Annotated in this window: 19 protein-coding genes; 5 read left to right on the top strand and 14 right to left on the bottom strand. The window is 44.5% G+C overall.

The window, feature by feature from the left end; all coding sequences use genetic code 11:
* Nucleotides 1–4 precede the first annotated feature (4 nt).
* A complete protein-coding gene (locus AC0YN6_RS08990) occupies nucleotides 5–565 on the bottom strand; it encodes a GNAT family N-acetyltransferase (protein WP_475746427.1) in 561 nt (186 codons plus the stop codon).
* Nucleotides 566–635: 70 nt separating this feature from the next.
* Here AC0YN6_RS08990 and AC0YN6_RS08985 point away from each other — a divergent pair, with 70 nt between their 5' ends.
* Complete coding sequence (locus AC0YN6_RS08985; RefSeq protein WP_475746426.1) at nucleotides 636–2,870, top strand: UvrD-helicase domain-containing protein; 2,235 nt, start codon at nucleotides 636–638, stop codon at nucleotides 2,868–2,870.
* 18 nt (nucleotides 2,871–2,888) lie between these two features.
* The gene (locus AC0YN6_RS08980) at nucleotides 2,889–3,881 is read left to right on the top strand and encodes an HD domain-containing phosphohydrolase (protein WP_475746425.1); all 993 of its coding nucleotides are present in this window, start codon (nucleotides 2,889–2,891) and stop codon (nucleotides 3,879–3,881) included.
* A 340-nt stretch (nucleotides 3,882–4,221) separates the two neighbouring features.
* On the opposite strand, the gene AC0YN6_RS08975 is transcribed toward AC0YN6_RS08980, so the two are convergent.
* A complete protein-coding gene (locus AC0YN6_RS08975; protein ID WP_475746424.1) occupies nucleotides 4,222–4,791 on the bottom strand; it encodes a GNAT family N-acetyltransferase in 570 nt (189 codons plus the stop codon).
* Between the two features lie 203 nt (nucleotides 4,792–4,994).
* Between AC0YN6_RS08975 and AC0YN6_RS08970 the strand changes: the two genes are divergently transcribed.
* Nucleotides 4,995–6,023: a Leu/Phe/Val dehydrogenase gene (locus AC0YN6_RS08970; RefSeq protein WP_475746423.1), complete on the top strand. Its 1,029-nt coding sequence runs from the start codon at nucleotides 4,995–4,997 to the stop codon at nucleotides 6,021–6,023.
* Between the two features lie 88 nt (nucleotides 6,024–6,111).
* Here the strand turns inward: AC0YN6_RS08970 and AC0YN6_RS08965 are convergent, their stop codons facing one another.
* The 3 genes from AC0YN6_RS08965 to AC0YN6_RS08955 form a co-directional block, all read right to left on the bottom strand.
* Nucleotides 6,112–6,615, bottom strand: a complete 504-nt coding sequence (locus AC0YN6_RS08965) for a ferritin (protein ID WP_475746422.1) — start codon at nucleotides 6,613–6,615, stop codon at nucleotides 6,112–6,114.
* Nucleotides 6,616–6,712: 97 nt separating this feature from the next.
* Nucleotides 6,713–6,934 carry a DUF1450 domain-containing protein gene (locus AC0YN6_RS08960; RefSeq protein WP_475746421.1) on the bottom strand — a complete coding sequence of 74 codons (222 nt, stop codon included), beginning with the start codon at nucleotides 6,932–6,934 and terminating at the stop codon, nucleotides 6,713–6,715.
* Nucleotides 6,935–7,002: 68 nt separating this feature from the next.
* Nucleotides 7,003–8,427, bottom strand: coding sequence for a S41 family peptidase (locus AC0YN6_RS08955; protein ID WP_475746420.1), 1,425 nt, complete (start codon nucleotides 8,425–8,427; stop codon nucleotides 7,003–7,005).
* Between the two features lie 146 nt (nucleotides 8,428–8,573).
* On the opposite strand from AC0YN6_RS08955, the gene AC0YN6_RS08950 reads away from it, so the two are divergent.
* Both AC0YN6_RS08950 and AC0YN6_RS08945 read left to right on the top strand, forming a co-directional pair.
* Nucleotides 8,574–9,380: a Cof-type HAD-IIB family hydrolase gene (locus AC0YN6_RS08950; RefSeq protein WP_475746419.1), complete on the top strand. Its 807-nt coding sequence runs from the start codon at nucleotides 8,574–8,576 to the stop codon at nucleotides 9,378–9,380.
* 21 nt (nucleotides 9,381–9,401) lie between these two features.
* Nucleotides 9,402–9,584 (top strand): cysteine-rich CWC family protein, encoded by a 183-nt coding sequence (locus tag AC0YN6_RS08945; protein ID WP_475746417.1) that lies wholly within the window; start codon nucleotides 9,402–9,404, stop codon nucleotides 9,582–9,584.
* 245 nt (nucleotides 9,585–9,829) lie between these two features.
* Here the strand turns inward: AC0YN6_RS08945 and fur are convergent, their stop codons facing one another.
* The 9 genes from fur to AC0YN6_RS08900 all read right to left on the bottom strand — a co-directional run bounded on the left by fur (nucleotide 9,830) and on the right by AC0YN6_RS08900 (nucleotide 16,312).
* Nucleotides 9,830–10,309, bottom strand: a complete 480-nt coding sequence (gene fur, locus AC0YN6_RS08940; RefSeq protein ID WP_475746416.1) for a ferric iron uptake transcriptional regulator — start codon at nucleotides 10,307–10,309, stop codon at nucleotides 9,830–9,832.
* 151 nt (nucleotides 10,310–10,460) lie between these two features.
* Nucleotides 10,461–11,243, bottom strand: a complete 783-nt coding sequence (locus AC0YN6_RS08935; RefSeq protein ID WP_475746415.1) for an SDR family NAD(P)-dependent oxidoreductase — start codon at nucleotides 11,241–11,243, stop codon at nucleotides 10,461–10,463.
* Nucleotides 11,244–11,275: 32 nt separating this feature from the next.
* Nucleotides 11,276–11,686: a DUF4265 domain-containing protein gene (locus tag AC0YN6_RS08930; RefSeq protein WP_475746414.1), complete on the bottom strand. Its 411-nt coding sequence runs from the start codon at nucleotides 11,684–11,686 to the stop codon at nucleotides 11,276–11,278.
* Nucleotides 11,687–12,005: 319 nt separating this feature from the next.
* Nucleotides 12,006–12,461, bottom strand: coding sequence for a DinB family protein (locus AC0YN6_RS08925; protein WP_475746413.1), 456 nt, complete (start codon nucleotides 12,459–12,461; stop codon nucleotides 12,006–12,008).
* Between the two features lie 20 nt (nucleotides 12,462–12,481).
* Complete coding sequence (locus AC0YN6_RS08920) at nucleotides 12,482–12,991, bottom strand: HugZ family pyridoxamine 5'-phosphate oxidase (protein WP_475746412.1); 510 nt, start codon at nucleotides 12,989–12,991, stop codon at nucleotides 12,482–12,484.
* Nucleotides 12,988–13,788, bottom strand: coding sequence for an ABC transporter ATP-binding protein (locus tag AC0YN6_RS08915; protein ID WP_475746411.1), 801 nt, complete (start codon nucleotides 13,786–13,788; stop codon nucleotides 12,988–12,990). The genes AC0YN6_RS08920 and AC0YN6_RS08915 overlap by 4 nt, the downstream gene beginning before the upstream one ends.
* A gap of 1 nt (nucleotide 13,789) precedes the next feature.
* Nucleotides 13,790–14,785 carry a FecCD family ABC transporter permease gene (locus tag AC0YN6_RS08910; protein ID WP_475746410.1) on the bottom strand — a complete coding sequence of 332 codons (996 nt, stop codon included), beginning with the start codon at nucleotides 14,783–14,785 and terminating at the stop codon, nucleotides 13,790–13,792.
* A 17-nt stretch (nucleotides 14,786–14,802) separates the two neighbouring features.
* Nucleotides 14,803–15,792 carry an ABC transporter substrate-binding protein gene (locus tag AC0YN6_RS08905; protein ID WP_475746849.1) on the bottom strand — a complete coding sequence of 330 codons (990 nt, stop codon included), beginning with the start codon at nucleotides 15,790–15,792 and terminating at the stop codon, nucleotides 14,803–14,805.
* 286 nt (nucleotides 15,793–16,078) lie between these two features.
* Nucleotides 16,079–16,312, bottom strand: coding sequence for a hypothetical protein (locus AC0YN6_RS08900; RefSeq protein WP_475746409.1), 234 nt, complete (start codon nucleotides 16,310–16,312; stop codon nucleotides 16,079–16,081).
* Nucleotides 16,313–16,466: the final 154 nt, after the last annotated feature.

Genomic DNA, 16,466 nt, shown 5'->3' with positions numbered 1-16,466 from the left:
ACAATTACTTCATTTTCACCATTCGAATATATGGGCTTCCGCTTACTTGAATCGAACCATCCTCGATATAACCCTGCTTTGTATATATCGCATAAGCTCTCGTATTTTCCGGCTCTACAATTAACGACACCTTGTTGTACCCTGCCTCTAAGCCCTTTTGCTCAAAAGCGCTGATTAACACCTTCGCTATGCCCTGCCCCTGATAACGCTCTGCAACAGCAATGGAATCCAAATAGTACTCGCCTTCCTTAGCTTCTACAGCAATGATCTCATCTGCACGAGCGCCTGACTCCCGTCCTGGCCGAGTAACAAAAGGCAAATCTAGTTGTGCCGCGTCATCACCGCCATAGCTGATCAGCATACCAGCAATTCCATCTTCTCTGCTATCTACAAGAACATTCTTGTAGCTGATCCGATTGTCCTCACGAATATAAAAGTCGCCAAGAATTTGCTCTGCTTCAGCAGCATCCTCGGTTCCTGCTAAACTATAGGCAATATGACCAATTGCTGAAAGCAGCAATGGCATTACTCCTTGTAAATCTGCTTTCTCTGCTTGTCTAATCATGATGACATCCCTCATTCTTTTTAATGTTCTGTTATAATAAATGAATATTATTCTTGAAGGTGATGAAGTAGTGAGTAATGTCTATTATACATTCCCCATAGGCATACGGAACAGTCAGGTTCCTTTTGCCCCGCAAGCGGAAGCTGAAACAAGCCGTCAGCTTGTTGATGCCCGCCAGAAGGATGCTGGTTTTTTCCGTGCGTTAGAGCAATACGGCATTTCACTCAATAGGTCTCAAATTGCCGCCGTTCGCCACAATCAGGGTCCTGCACTTACGCTGGCAGGAGCTGGATCGGGTAAAACATCTGTGCTCGTATGCCGAACAGCTTATTTGCTTGCTGTACAAGACGTGATGCCTCAGCATATTTTATTGATGACCTTCTCCAAAAAAGCAGCCGATGAAATGCGCAGCCGCATTCGCGCACTTCCTGTTCTTAACCCGCAAGCTGCAAGCGGTGTAGAGGCTCGCACCTTTCATTCCTTCTGCCTCCAGCTGCTCCGCGGCCGCGGCTACCGCCAAGGTATTTTGGGCGAAACCGGTCAAAAACATATTTTTTTCAAACGGTTGATGAGAGAGCTTATGCTGCAAAACGATTACGAGCCCGAAACACTGCTAGCACAGCTCTCTGCGATTAAGCTGCAGATGATCAACATCGAGGATCTTCCCACATCTACAACGGAGGAAAGAGAGTTAAAGCTGCTCTTCACACGTTATGAACAGTGGAAGAAGGAGATGGATAAGCTCGATTACGATGATCTTCTGCTCGAAGCCTACAAGCTTCTTAAGGATGATAAATCCTTGCTTGCTACACTGCAGCAGCGATTTCAGTACATCATGATCGACGAATTCCAAGATACGAATCAAGTGCAATACGTTCTCGTGCAAATGCTCGCAGACAAGCACCGCAACCTCATGGTCGTCGGCGATGATGACCAGACAATCTATTCTTTTAACGGTGCCAAAAACGATTATATATTGAATTTTGAGCATCAGTATTCAGAAGCGATTACCTATGTGCTAGATATTAACTACCGATCAACTAGCACAATCGTAGGTCTTGGCAACGCCATTATCCAATATAATAAGCTGCGTAAAGAAAAATCGCTTTCAGCTGTCAAGTCCAAAGGTGTCAGCCCTTCCTATGCACGTCTCAAGACGACACAGGACGAGGCGAAGCTCATTGTCGATACCATTACGACGCAAATTGAACAAGGCGTGCGCTCTTATGGCGACTTTGCTGTTTTGTTCCGTACCGCGAGCAGCAGTAGGGCACTCATCGAACTGCTGCTCACGAAGGAGCTTCCTTTCATCGATTTCGGCGACGGTCAGCTCTTTTATGACCAATGGGCCATAAAGCCGCTAGTTGCGCATCTGCGGCTGGCGCTCGACCGGCGGAATTTCGATGCGATGGAAATCCTGCTTCCTTCGCTTTATGTCAATCGCGAGCAGGCTATGGCTTTCATCTGGAATCAAGACAAACAACGTGCAAAGAAATGGCCGCTTATTCACTTGCTTGAATTTCCACAAATAAAGGAATTTCAAAAGGACAAAATCAAAGAGCGCATCAAGCTTATTAAAACATTAGCTGAAATAAAACCATCTGAAGCTATTATGCAGCTTCGCCAATCCTTTTATGACCAATTTCTCGAAACGAGCAAGCGTCATGAAATGACGGAGCATAAAGAAGGGCTGAAGGAAGTACTGGATGAGTTCGAAGCCGCTGCAAGCAGCTACGATACGATCGAGGCTTTTCTCGCTTATATTGATGATATTACGGACAAGCATGCTGCCGTGCAGCAGCTTCAGAAGCATAATCATAACCGCAGCGCAATATCGCTGATGTCGATTCACAGATCCAAAGGACTCGAATTTCCTATTGTGTTCGTTATCGGCGCTTCTGAAGGTATTCTACCGCATAGCTCTGCACTTGCTGCAGACAAACATAGTGATCGGAGCTCAATCCAAACAGGGGATAACGCACTTGCTGAAGCGCTGGAGGAAGAACGGCGACTCGCCTATGTTGCTGTCACAAGAGCGCAAGAAGAGTTGTATATCAGTTCTCCTGCTCTGTACCGAGGGAAGCCGGCAGAATTATCACGGTTCATCCGCTCAGCTTTCATGTCAGGACAGGAAGAAGACGGCGAATCCGAGTCAGCTCTTGCATGGTTGTGCACAAGTAATTCCTGTGAGGTGTGGCAGCGGATCATTACCTACGAGGATTCACAGTCTGTGTCGCGGACTTGTCCTATATGTCAGTCTTTGATGGAGCAAGGAACGAAGATATTACCTAAGAGAAAGAAATAAGGAGCGACGATTAGCAGCATGAATGATCAACTAGTCCAATATCTCAAATTAGCAGACGCTGTCATCATTACGGATATAGAGCATCAAATTTTGGCCGTAAACCCTGCTTACGAGAAAATTACCGGTTATTCTTCGGAAGAAATAACGGGTAAAAAAGCTGGCATTTTACGTACATCCTATACACCGAAAGAAACACATGACCAAATGAAGCTGGCGCTTAAACAAGGCTTGTCATGGTCTGGCGTCCTGACCAATCGGCGAAGAGACAGCAGTATCTGGCATTCCTCCATCACAATAACACCAATGCACAGTGATGGGATCGTATACTATATCGGCATTTTCCGTGAATTGGAGAAACTAAAGAGCGGCTTTTATTTACCTGAGGAACGTATCGGCTCCATACAAAGCTCCATGCTGAAAGTACTGGCCATTTCTTGCGAAATTCGCGATCCCGGTATCGAGCAGCATCTCGTACGCGTACGTGAATTAACAGAACGACTTACCCATTTCCATAATGAACGAATGCAATTGGGCTGGCCTGAAGAGTCCGTGAACCGGATTTCGCATGCAAGTATTTTACATGATATCGGCAAATCAGGCATTCCTGAGGGCATTCTGTACAAGCCCGGCCCCCTCGCCTATTATGAGCGTCAAATTGTTGAGATGCATACGCAAATCGGCGTTGATATTATTGAGAAAATTTACGCCGAGCTTACTGACGATTTATTTAAACATGAGCTTGAAATGGGAAAAAACATTATTTTATACCATCATGAAAAATGGGACGGTACCGGCTACCCGCATCAGCTTGCAGGTGAAAACATTCCTATTGAAGCACGCATCGTTGCAGTAGTCGATGTATATGATGCATTAACCAGTACGCGTCCGTACAAAGAAAAATGGACCGAAGAACGAGCGCTTGCTTATATTTGTGAACAGCGCGGGCAGCATTTTGATCCCGATCTCGTCGATTCCTTCCTTGCGCTCCATCATAACGAAGTGGAAAATTAAAGAGAGTCTCTTTGAACAAAACGAATGAAATAATGGCTGTGCAGGAGTTATCCCTGCACCGCCATTTTTATCCGAACAGCATATGTGTTTAACTTAGTGGTTGGTGAGCAGCATTACGTCTATTTATTAGACCTATTTTTGCCGGAAGAGTTAGTTTGATAAGAATAAGTCTAGATTTTAGATCTATATTTACTAGGACGACGCATATACGCTCATTTGGCAGGTTATGAGAAAGCGTAAGTCTATTTTCTAGTCCTATTTTCCTCAAAAAGGTTAGTTTAATGAATTTAGGTCTACTTTTTAGATCTATTTCAGTTGGAGCGACGCTTACCTATTATTCTCAGGACTCCGCTCCATATATGACGCGAAACTCATCCTCTAGAATAGACATCGTGATCAAGTCATGAAACTCCCCGTTCATATAGAGAGCATCCCGTTCTACTCCCTCGCGTTGAAAGCCGATTTTCTCATATACGTGGATAGCACGCGGATTAAAAGCATAGACTCCCAGATGAATCCGATGAAGCTGCAGCGTTTCAAATCCGTATCGCAGCATATGAATCAACGCTTCCGAACCATAACCTTTGCCGCGATGCTGTGTCCCTTGAATGCCAATACGTATGTTTGCACTCCGGTTTATCGCATCAATTTCATTTAATACAACCTCACCCAGCAGCTCGTCTGTTTCCTTCAATATAATCATGAGATCAATACGATCCCCATCTATAACAATTATTTTTCGGATCCATGCTGCAACTTCTTCACGAGTAAATTCTTGTTGCGAGCCAGTCAGTAAGTTCATCTCAGCATCTTGCAAAAACTGAAAATAAGCCGCCATATCAGACTCCCGAACTGGACGCAAAAAAATGGAATGTCCCGTTATCATAGGCTCTGTCAGTTGTTCTTTCATTACGATCTCCCCTAATCTCAATAAATAGGATAACAAATATTCACAGTTAAATCTGGTAAAGAATGATTATGATCATACTAACCTCTCATTTTTTTTTTTTTGATTTTACAATACAGTTGTGAACTGAATTGTAGCCCCATTAAGCAAAAATGAATACACTACGTACAAGAAGCACGATTCAGGGCTTCAAAGGAGGAGTCCACTTGGATGTATGGAAACAAAGCTATGAGCAGCTCATTTTCCTCCATGATCGTTCTATTGGGTTGAAGGCTATAATTGCAATTGACAGTACGAAGCTTGGTCCTGCTCTCGGCGGTTGCCGAATGTGGCAATATGAAAGCGATGAAGCCGCCATTCAAGATGCACTGCGATTAGCACAAGGAATGACCTATAAATCAGCAATCTCTGGACTTCCTTACGGCGGGGGCAAAGCAGTGATTCTCAGCCAGCCCGGTCAAAGCTCGCGCGAGGTGTTGTTTCGGGCATTAGGCCAGCATATCGAAAACCTGCAAGGAAGCTATATTACAGGGATGGACTTAGGCACGAATGTTACGGATATGGACTGGGTTCGTCTTGAGACTTCATATGTGACGGATGTATCTGGATCGCTCGGAGCCGTAAATGATTTAACCGCCAACATGACCGCTTATGGCGTTTTCCTCGGAATCAAAGCTTCTCTCAAGCGTGTGTATGGTTCCGAGAAAATTCAACATAAAATCGTTGCTGTTCAAGGCTTAGGTAAAGTAGGCTATCAGCTTTGCCGTTATTTGAAGCATGCAGGAGCCAAATTAGTCGTCACAGACGTCGATCCAGAGCGCATGAAAAAGGTGGTCGAGAATTTCGGAGCAAGCCCTTGTAAGCCAAGTGACATTATGCGCATACCTTGCGATGTGTTTTCTCCATGCGCCTTAGGCGGCGTCTTGAATGATTACTCATTAGGGCAGCTGAGCTGCAGTATTGTTGCAGGCGCCGCTAACAATCAATTAGCAGAAAAGCGACATGGCGAGAAGCTGTATGAGCTTGGTATTTTGTATGCTCCTGATTATGTTATAAATGCAGGTGGTATTATCGTAACGTCGGTTGAGCTTGATGGCGGGAATACTGCAATAGCGCAAAAGAATGTCGAGAGAATCAATGGCACGCTGACGAATATATTTGAAATCGCAAATAAGAAAGCGATCTCCACAGCGATGGCCGCGGATCAGGTCGTTGAGCAGCTGCTTAAGGCGTGAACACTACATTCAGTGACAAAAGAGAAAGAGGTCATCTGCTCAGTAGAATAATCTACGGAGAGGATGACCTCTTACTTTTCACTCTTGACTACACTGCTGGCGGCGTGAAGGAGCGTCCTGCAAACTCAGCATCAAGCATATAGAATGCATTGCTGTCCTTGTCGATGCGCTTCAGCTTATGGATAATACTATCAAACAATGCTTCTTCTTCAACCTGTTCATCTATGAACCATTTGAGGAAGTTGATTGTCGCGTGCTCGCGATCGTTGAGTGCAAGGTCAGATAAATTATAAAAGCGTTTTGTATTTTGCTGCTCATGTCCGTAACCTTGCTCGAACGTGTCAAGAATGGAGGAGTAATTGTTATTTGGCTCTCCAATAGCAGTTAGCGTGACACGACGACCACGATCATTTAGAAACTTGTATATTTTCATTGCATGAAACCGTTCTTCCTCCGCCTGTACAATGAAGAAGTTAGCGAACCCGTCAAGACTCTCACCTGAACAGTAAGCCGCCATTGCAAGATACACATGCGCTGAATAAAATTCAAAATTCATCTGTTCATTTAATGCTTTTGCCAATCCATCATTCATGCTCATGCACCTCTATTTTCCTAGATTGTACTTATTCTAACATAAAAAAATAAAGAACGGCAAATGCCGTTCCTATGAATTTACTCAATTTATGTAGCTATCCAATCATTTTCTTTAGCCGTTTATAGAGCTTCTCAGCAGACGGCGCGCTTACCGTCTTCGACTTGATCACGACGAAGCACTCCAGCTTGCAGGTTTTGCAATCGCCAAGACAATCACTTTTCTTCTGCTTAATATCCGGATATCGATTTTTCATTGCCTTATAAATCGGCTCCAAACCGTTCTTGAGATTCCGTTTGCAATATTTGATCTTCCTCATCTCATTCACCCCGCAGCGCAACGAAGGATTTACTCTCTACTTGATGATAATGATTATCATCCCCGTTGTCAACTGCGATTTTTAAGAACCTCTAGCCCTTTTAACAGTTGGCTGTCCTCGCGTGCCAACTTCTCGCGAAGACGCTGCAGCAGCTGGTATCCTGTTTTGTCATTAAAGCTGCCAGTGACTTCAAGCTTCTCCGCAGTCTGGAATTTCCGAAGTGCCTCTGCCGTTTGCTTGTCGAACATGCCTTCTTGACCCGTAGGCGTGTAACCTAGCTCCTTCAGCATCATCTGCAGCGTCTTCACATCCTCGCCATAGCTTCCGATCTTCATATGTGTGCCGATCGCCAGCGGCCTTAACTTCGTAAACTCAGGAAGAGCAACCGCAATATCAGGAGATACCCCTGTTTTGTTAATCCAAGTACCGCCAGGTGTCTTCCACTGCGCTTCTGTTAAGCTCAAAACTGAGCCATCCTTAAATTGATTAAAAGCTTGAACTACACCTTTACCATACGTTTTTTCTCCAATGACTGTTGCTCCTGCTGACTCCTTCAATGCCGCCGTCAGTACCTCGCTCGCGCTCGCAGACTGTCCATTTACAAGCACAACAATCGGAACCGTCCATTCTTTCTCTTGATCAGATTTATAGGAAATCGTTTGCCGTTCGTTTTTGTACACGACATTCAGAATCACCTTATTCTTCGGAATAAGTGTACTTGCAATCTTAATCGTCGGTTGCAGCAGGCCCCCCGGATTAGAACGCATATCAAGCAGCAAGCCCTTAAGAGGCTCTTTCGCTTGCAGTTCAGTAATTGCCGCCTCGAATTCCTCTGCTGTTTTCTCTGCAAATCGGCTTATGGTTACATGTCCGATGCCGCCTTCGAGAAGCTCGGATGTTACCGTATGCACCGGTATCGCTTCCCGCTTCAGCGTTAATTTAACCAGTTCGGCTTGATTCGCCCTTTGAATTTGCAGTGAGACTGACGTTCCTTCCTTTCCTCTAACAATACTCAGCAGCTCTTGAAACGTCTTCCCGTTCAGCTTCTGATTATCTACCGAGATAAGAATATCGCCCGGGAGCAAGCCTCCTCGTTCGGCAGGAGCCCCCTTCGTGAGTCCTGAAATGACGAACTGTCCTTCCTCTTCCCGTATTTCAGCACCGATCCCATATATTTCTCCTTCATAAGATTGCGTATATTGGCTGCCCTTCTCCTCCGCCAAATAACGAGAGTAAGGGTCCTCGAGCGAGCTGACCATACCTTCTATTGCTCCGTTGATCAGCTTCTTTGGTTCAGCCCCGTTTAAATAATCATTCAAAATTTTATTGTAGGAAACCGAAAATTGTTTGAAAGTTGGCTCCTTCAACATAGGATATTGATTTCCCATCCATAGAAATCCTATAGCGAAGCCAAGAGCTGTAAACAAAGCTGCCCCCATTACGCAGTAAGTTAGAAATCGTTGTTTCGCAGTCTCTGATGTAAAATATTTCATCTGTTCATCTCCTACAAAGTTTTGTGAAGCAAAACTTACTTCGAAAGCATACACCTAGTTTTATGAGTCTTGAATGTCCGGGTCATTTTAGCTACAATCAACCTAATCTTAAATATAGAGAGCTGGAGAGGAGCTTTACTGCTAGTATGTATAAACTTATCGCAATTGATGTTGACGACACATTATTAACGGATGACCTAACCGTAACGGAAGGCACTAAGCGTGCCATGGAGGCTGCTATTGCACAAGGTGTAACCGTAACACTTGCAACAGGCCGTATGTTTGCTTCCGCTCAAAAGATCGCCAAGCAAATTGAACTTAATGTTCCTATTATTACTTATCAGGGAGCCCTCGTCAAAACACTGCTGGATGGACAAGTATTATATGAAAGAAACGTACCGATTGACGCGGCCAAGGAGATTAACGCTTTCGCGGAAGCGAACGGTCTGCATCTGCAGCTTTACGTAAATGATGAGCTTTACGGCACAGAGGATAATGATAAAATTAGAGCTTATTCTGAGCTTGTAAATATCCCATACAAAATAGAAACTGACTTCAACAAGCTGCTGGACTTTCCGATGAACAAAATGCTTATTATCGACGATCCCGCTCGTCTCGACGAGGTTGCTGAGCAGCTTAAGCCCCTCGTTGGAGATCGCGTGCATATAACAAAGTCCAAGGCACACTATCTTGAGTTTATGCACAAGGAAGGTACAAAAGGACATGCTCTTAGATTTCTAGCTGAGCATCTCGGTTGTACAATGGATCAAACGATCGCGCTTGGCGATGCATGGAATGACCATGAGATGATTATGGCAGCAGGTCTTGGTGTAGCCATGGGCAACGCAACTCAATCGCTGAAGGATATAGCAGACTATGTTACATTTTCGAATAATGAGGAAGGCGTGCGCCACGTTATCGAGAAGTACGTACTTCAAGCTTCCGCAGAATAATGCTAGGAGGCGAGAGCCTTTATGAACTGTCCCCTTTGCAACGAACCGAATAATTGTGAGATGGAAGCTGACCCCGCGGCTCAAAATTGTTGGTGCTTCCAGTATGACATTCCCAAAGAATTGCTTGAAGCCGTCCCTGTTGCGCTCAAAGATAAAGCATGCATCTGCCGAAATTGCATAAGAAATGCCATTAGTCGAACATAATTAAAGGCTGTCTCGCAAAGGTCAATGACCCTGTGAGACAGCCTTTTCTTTCTATACCTCTAACCGTGACGGCATGAAGAATCGTTCCTCTATAACGCTTGCGGATAGAGGCTTGCAATGTTTTGCCATCGCGATGATCGTTGAGACAATTGCTCGATCATCGCTGTTACTGCCTTTTTGATGATTGTATGCACAATAAGGAGGCCGCTCCACCTTAGTGGACAGGCCTCCTCTTTATAAGTTCATTAAGAAACAGCTTTACGTGATCGCTTGCACTCGCCCTTGCCGCATGACTTGTAGGTACCTGTAAAATCAAGCCTGTGGTCGGAAACAATAAAGCCAAACTCCCTTTCAATCCTCTGCTCAATCTCTAACAGCCAATCCTCTTTAATTTCAGTCAGTGAGCCGCAATTATCACAGATCAGATGATGATGCATATGCTCATGATCTTCACCGCGAAGATCGTAACGAGCTACACCATCCCCAAAATTCATCTTCTCAACGACATGAAGCTCGGCCAGTAGCTCGAGTGTCCGATATACGGTCGCTAGACCGATCTCAGAATTTTTTCGCTTCACGAGCATGAAGACCCCTTCAGCGCTCAAGTGATCTTTTTCGTTCTCAAGCAGCACTCGCAATATAATCTCACGCTGTGTCGTCAGTTTATATCCGTTCGCCATCAAATGTCGATTTATGCGATCCGTTTCCGCAGTGATGTTTAACATGCTAAGCTACCTCCTTTTATTGAAAAGCCTATACAACAATAAATTCCACTATATGTAAAGGCTTACTTTTAGAATCATTATAATTTAATGGTAGTATACTTTTATGAATTTAGCAAATACCATATATTAATAATTCTCAAAACACAACCAACTATAGCACTGTCGAAATACCTCCATCAATATTAACAGAAGTACCTGTCACGAAGGATGCAGCTTCAGATACGAGGAAACCAATGACATTCGCTGCTTCCTGTGCCTTTCCGATTCGTCCCAAAGGTATGCCATGACTCTTGTCAGCAGCGAATTCATCCCAGCTAAGCTCAGGAGCTTTCGCCTGCCACATCCGCTCGATTTGGGCACTGCGAATAAGTCCAATACAAACCGCATTTACACGGATTTGGTCAGCCGCCAAGTCCTTGCTCATCGCTTTAGTAAGCGCCAGACCTGCCGCACGGCTAACGGAAGTCGGCAGTGATGACGCCCCTGGCGTTTTACCGCCGATCGCAGTCACATTGACGATAGCTCCTCCGCCTGCTTGGCGCATATGCGGCAACACTGCACGCGCAAATTGAACTGCTCCTAGCAGCTTCAAATCAAGATCCGCTGTCCATGCATCAGTCTCCACCTGCTCGAATGGCCGTGCCGCAGCGGTCCCTGCATTATTAACAAGAATCTGGACACCGCCAAATCGCTCTACAGTCTCAGCAACCGCTCGAGCTGCCTCCTCCGGCCGTGATACGTCAGCGCTTATTGCTAATACCTCTTTGCCTGTCAGTTCCTTAATTTGCTCCGCAGCGCTGCGCAGCGACTCTACCTCCCGAGCAACAATGGCAACCTCTGCTCCTTCTGAAGCCAGCAGCAATGCCGTAGCCAGTCCAATCCCTTTGCTCCCACCCGTAATAATAGCGATCTTCCCGTTTAATCCAAGCTCCACTAAAACTACCTCCTTCATTACTGCTTGTCTATTTATTTCCCAACTGCTGCAATAACCTTTTGTACCTCATTATTAATATCAATATCCGAATGTTTAGGCAGATTCACAATGAAAATACCGCCAAACACTTGCTGCGACTTACCTTGCCCTTCGCGGATTTTATTTTTTAACAGTTTCAACTCTAACGAATAGATGACCTCTTTGCTGAGCAGCCAGTTATATCTTGTAAACGTCGATTTTTCAATCGTTTCTATGTACATGGAAACGTCCTCGAACGCTTTCACACGAATGACGTCCCCGTAAGCAACATTTTCCGTAAAAACAGGATTTTCCTCAATCCGATATAAATTATCATCCAGTTGAATAACATCTAATACCTCAATTTCTTGTCCTACGCCATCGAAGCAAAGATGTAATGATATAAAATCTTGAATGCCTCTCACCCTCTATGTCCATTTTCATTTTTTTCTAACCATCTTTAACCGAATAAATCAACAACAAGCTTAATATTATCCATCCCAATGTTATTCATATATATTATAAGTGGTACTGCGCAGAAGGCAAAGAGTCATATTATAGTTGCTAGTACGATTTTCCATCTATTAATTATAATATTCACCATTACTCTTCCACCCCTTACCTACTTTCCTATTCGAGACTATCGAGAAATTCCCTTTTTTCTACATCCCAGATCAGTATGACCAACAAAAAAAAGCCCCAGAGAATCATCTCTGAGACTTGTATCATGAACCTCTAAGTTGTTTATTGCTCCTTCGGAGCGTTTTTCTGAATAAGAGAAATTTGACCTGAATGTATGCCAGTGTGGTACATTAGGCGGCCGACTGCCTCGAGCGGAGTGGATGCACCTAACGGGGATTCGACGGCTTGATGCCATTTCTCTTCAGGAAGGTCATTCATCGCTTGAATTAAATGATCGTTTGATGACTCTAAGAGTTCAACTAATTCCTGAAGATTGTCGAAGGTTGCTTTGCTGCCAGCAGCTCCCCGACTCGTCGCAATCTCAAGCCCCTCCGGCATGCTCTTACCGAAGAACCAATCCGCGAACATATACTCTACCTCCGCGTTATGTCTAAGCATATAGCCGATAGAGTGCACTCCAAGCTTTAGAGTCAAATCCTGTTCGGGCAGTGCTTTGACTGTTTTATGGAATCGTTCCTGAATAGCACGCCAAATAGGCAATACCGTTGTAATTGTCATAATAAAGTCCGCTCCTCTTCTTAAGCTTTCTTCGCTTGTGCGTGTCCATCTCTTGCTACATGCTCAAACTTCTCGCCTGACAAGTCGATATCGTATGCTTGACCGAAGCCTGCTACATACCGGCCTTCCGAAGCAGTCAGCTCAAACAATGAGAAATCGAGGCCGCGAAGCATCCCAATCATGTTTTTGCCGAAGGTTTGTTCAAACCGCTCGAATACTTCTTCATGGCCTTCGTTGCCAATATTGACAGCATTGCATACAAAGCGCGCACGTTGTCTAGCAAATAAATTCGTTGTTTGTGACTCATCTGCAAGCAGCATAACGTCAACGGACGGGTTTTGCTCCATGTAACGGAAATGATGTGCAATTTTGCTTATGTAAATGTATAGTTTTCCGTCAAATTTAACAAAAGGAGCATATGAAACGAACGGCTTCCCGTCTTCATCAATTGTACCCAGCACGACCGACTTCACGCTGTCCGTAAAATTCAAATATTGCACCTTGATCATTTCAATGTCCATAGCCTTCATTCGTCATCCCCACTCTTCTCATTAGATTTTTTTAACACGTGAATTCGGGGGCTCGATGTTTCCGCCATTTGTTGGATCTCCGTTTCCACGCCGTAGACACTGCGGATCAGCTCCATCGTAAATACGTCCTCCGGCTTGCCAAATACATGCTTATCCCCGTTTTTAATAACACATACCCTGTCGCTATACGTGCTTGCATGATTCAAATCGTGAAGAACCATTATTACGGTCAGCTTCAATTCACGATTAAGTCTGCGAACCAGCTCCAGCACTTCAAGCTGATGTGCAATGTCCAGATAGGTTGTAGGCTCATCAAGCAGCAGCACTTTAGGTCGTTGTGCTAGTGCCATCGCGAGCCATGCCTTTTGCGCTTCTCCCCCGGAAAGAGAGACGACAAGCCTATCTTTGAATTCTATCATACCCGTTTGTTCCAGCGCCCAGTTCACAACCTCATAATCCTCGCCATCAAGACGCTCATACCACTTCTTATGTGGAATGCGGCCATAACCAACCAATTCCTCCACCGTCATATCTGATGGGCTGACGTTCTTCTGACAAAGCATACAGAGCATTCGCGACACCTGCTTTGTGCTTAAGGAGCGAAGCTCTTGGTCTGCTATACAAACACGTCCGCTTTCGCAAGGAATCATTCTTGAGACAGCCTTCAAAATAGTAGACTTGCCAGAGCCGTTTGGTCCGATAATAGATACGACTTCACCTTCATTCACATCCAGTGAAAAGTCACTCACAACTGTTCGATCCGCATAACGGATATTCAATGACTGGACCTTTAACAAATTATACCCCTCCCTTTCTCATCAAATAGAGGAAGTAAGGCCCTCCCGCTAATGCCATGACTATACCAGCGGGTATCCCTACAGGACCGAAAGCCGTGCGACCAATCGTATCTGCAACTAAGAGAACTAACGCTCCTAATATTAAACTAAGCGGCAAAGTATGCCGATAATCTGTACCAATCAATAGACGTGCCATATGTGGAACGATTAAGCCAATGAAACCAACCAGTCCCACCGTCGACACGGAGACAGCTGCCAAAAAAACAGCCACGAATGAGAGCATAAATCGAATCCGACTAAGATTTTGTCCTAAGTTATGTGCTACTTGCTCACCGAGGCGTAAAATGTTTGCTTGACGAATACAGAGGATTGCGGCAATCCAGCCTGCAATAGAATAGGGTAATATGACAAGCACGTCTCCCATTCCTTTGCCAGATAGACTTCCATTCATCCATTGCAATGCACCAGGCAGCTTATCGCTATACTTAATGGAGAGCAAGCCAATCACGCCGCCAAAAACCGCATTCACTGCAACTCCCGACAGTATGATGCGAACCGGTGTAAATCCGGTTTGCTTGTTCCACGCCCATGCGTAGACCATTGCTGCTGCAAATCCGCCGCCAAGGATAGCTGCTAACGGAATCATTGAAGAGTAGCTCGGCATAACCAGCATAATGAATAGAACCGTAACTGCTGCGCCGGATGACACGCCTGTAAGTCCAGGATCAGCCAGCGGGTTTAACATTACCGCTTGAAGCAGCGCTCCGGATGCCGCTAGATTCGCACCAATAATTAATGCTAGAAATACTCTTGGGATACGAATATCCCACAAAACAGAATTAGCAGCTTCATTTCCATTTCCCATGATTGCCTGAAATGTAGAGACAAGGTCAAACTTAGCGCTGCCTAATCCAACCGAGAACAAGATTGCTACGATTAGCAATACAAACGAGAGAGCTAGAAGCGTCGTTGTTCTCGTCTTTTTGTAATCCGTCACCTCTAAGCTCCCCCTCATTAGTTGTATAAAATGTTAGCCATATCTTGATATGCATTCGGCGCATTTACCAATGAGGCAATTCCATACAGATTGTAATCAAGTGCGATCAGTTTTCCATTTTTGAATGCGTTCAGCTTTTCCCATGCACCGTTCTTCTTCACATCTTCTTCAAGCTTCTTCGTTACGGCAGATGGATCGCCATGAGCAACGAGCAGTATAATATCAGGATTGGCAGTTACGATACTCTCCATATCTAGCGGTATGTAAGTTTCTTTCATTTTCAATACGTCGGATAATACGTTGGTCGCACCTAGCTTCTTCGCCAAGCTGCCTACGATCGTATCCTCATTCATAAACATTAATGATTCAGCTGAACCGAATAGCAGCATAACGCTTGGAGAATCCTTGCCCTCTGCAAGCTTTATCGCTCCATTCTCTTGTTCATTCAGCTTCAGCAATACCTCGCTTGCTTTGTCCTCTTTGCCGTATACTCGGCCTAGCACTACCGTGCTAAGTTTCAGTTCCTCTAAAGAATCAGCTGGCAGATACGCCGTTGGCAGGTTCGCTGGTTTAAAGGATTTCTCGAGGCTCTCCTTAATTGAGCTTGGTCCAAGAATAACACCAGGCTGCAGCTTTGCAATTTGCTCTAGATCCGGCTGATGTGAAGAACCTATACGAGGTATGCTGTCGAAAGCTTCTGGCAGTTTACTTTTCGTCGTTGGAACGCCTGCTGGCTCTATTCCCAGCTCATTTAGAATTTCCGTGATCGCTACTGAAATCGTTACAGTCGATGTTGGAACTTGATTGTTAAATTGAGCAATTAATTCCGCAGCCTTTGTTTCATCTACTTCTATTTTCGCTTCAGAAACAGGAGTTTCACTTGCATTAGGACTCGGCTGCTCTGTTGCTGTATTCTCAGTTCCCTGTTCTGGCTTATTCGCATTATTACCGCATGCTACCGTTGTTGCTAATAATAATGTCATGATTCCTATCTTCCATCCTGTCATTTTCACTTTGTTTCCCCCTGTATAATGATGATAATGATAATTGGTATCATTTAAGTGATATCGTTTCTCATTATACAGCGAATGAAAATCATTTTCAATTAGTTTTTTGGATTAATATAATTCGTCTCATCTTACGCTAATGTGAATTAATAAATGCCAGAGACAGCTGCCTGTTCTCTGGCATTTTTTTTGGTGCATTGTCGGTTCTAGAGATCATTCCGTTCGTCTTACTAAGGCTTGCTAGCGAAAAGCATGTCCATGATGTTGACATCCTTGCTCTATTTGATTAAGCCTGCATGACAGAAAGAGCTGATTTCTCGTAACCCTCGCTTAAAAGGAAAGTGAAATCCTCGCGTTTATTCAGAAATTGCTCATATTGTGCCAAAGCGATTTCATCATCCGGATTTGATTCCAAATAAATTTCCAACTCCGCTATTGTTTGTTCAATTTCAAATAGATCACCGCTGCTTCTGTGGTTCTTCTCCATGTTTCTCCGTGATGGCTTCCGTACTTCCTTCAAATTGTATGCCTCCTGCTGCCCTATTCTATTGTTTTGCAAAATGATTGATGGCGTACCTGCAACAATAGGGCTTCGTTATCTAAGATATTCAGAACAACGAAAATGAGAACCGTGAAATAATAAAATATTAGCTTCATTATGTGTTTCAGATTTA

Source organism: Paenibacillus sp. J22P15 (assembly GCF_056269345.1).
Note: the sequence above shows the minus strand (reverse complement) of the source record. Positions and strands in the feature narration are given on the sequence as shown.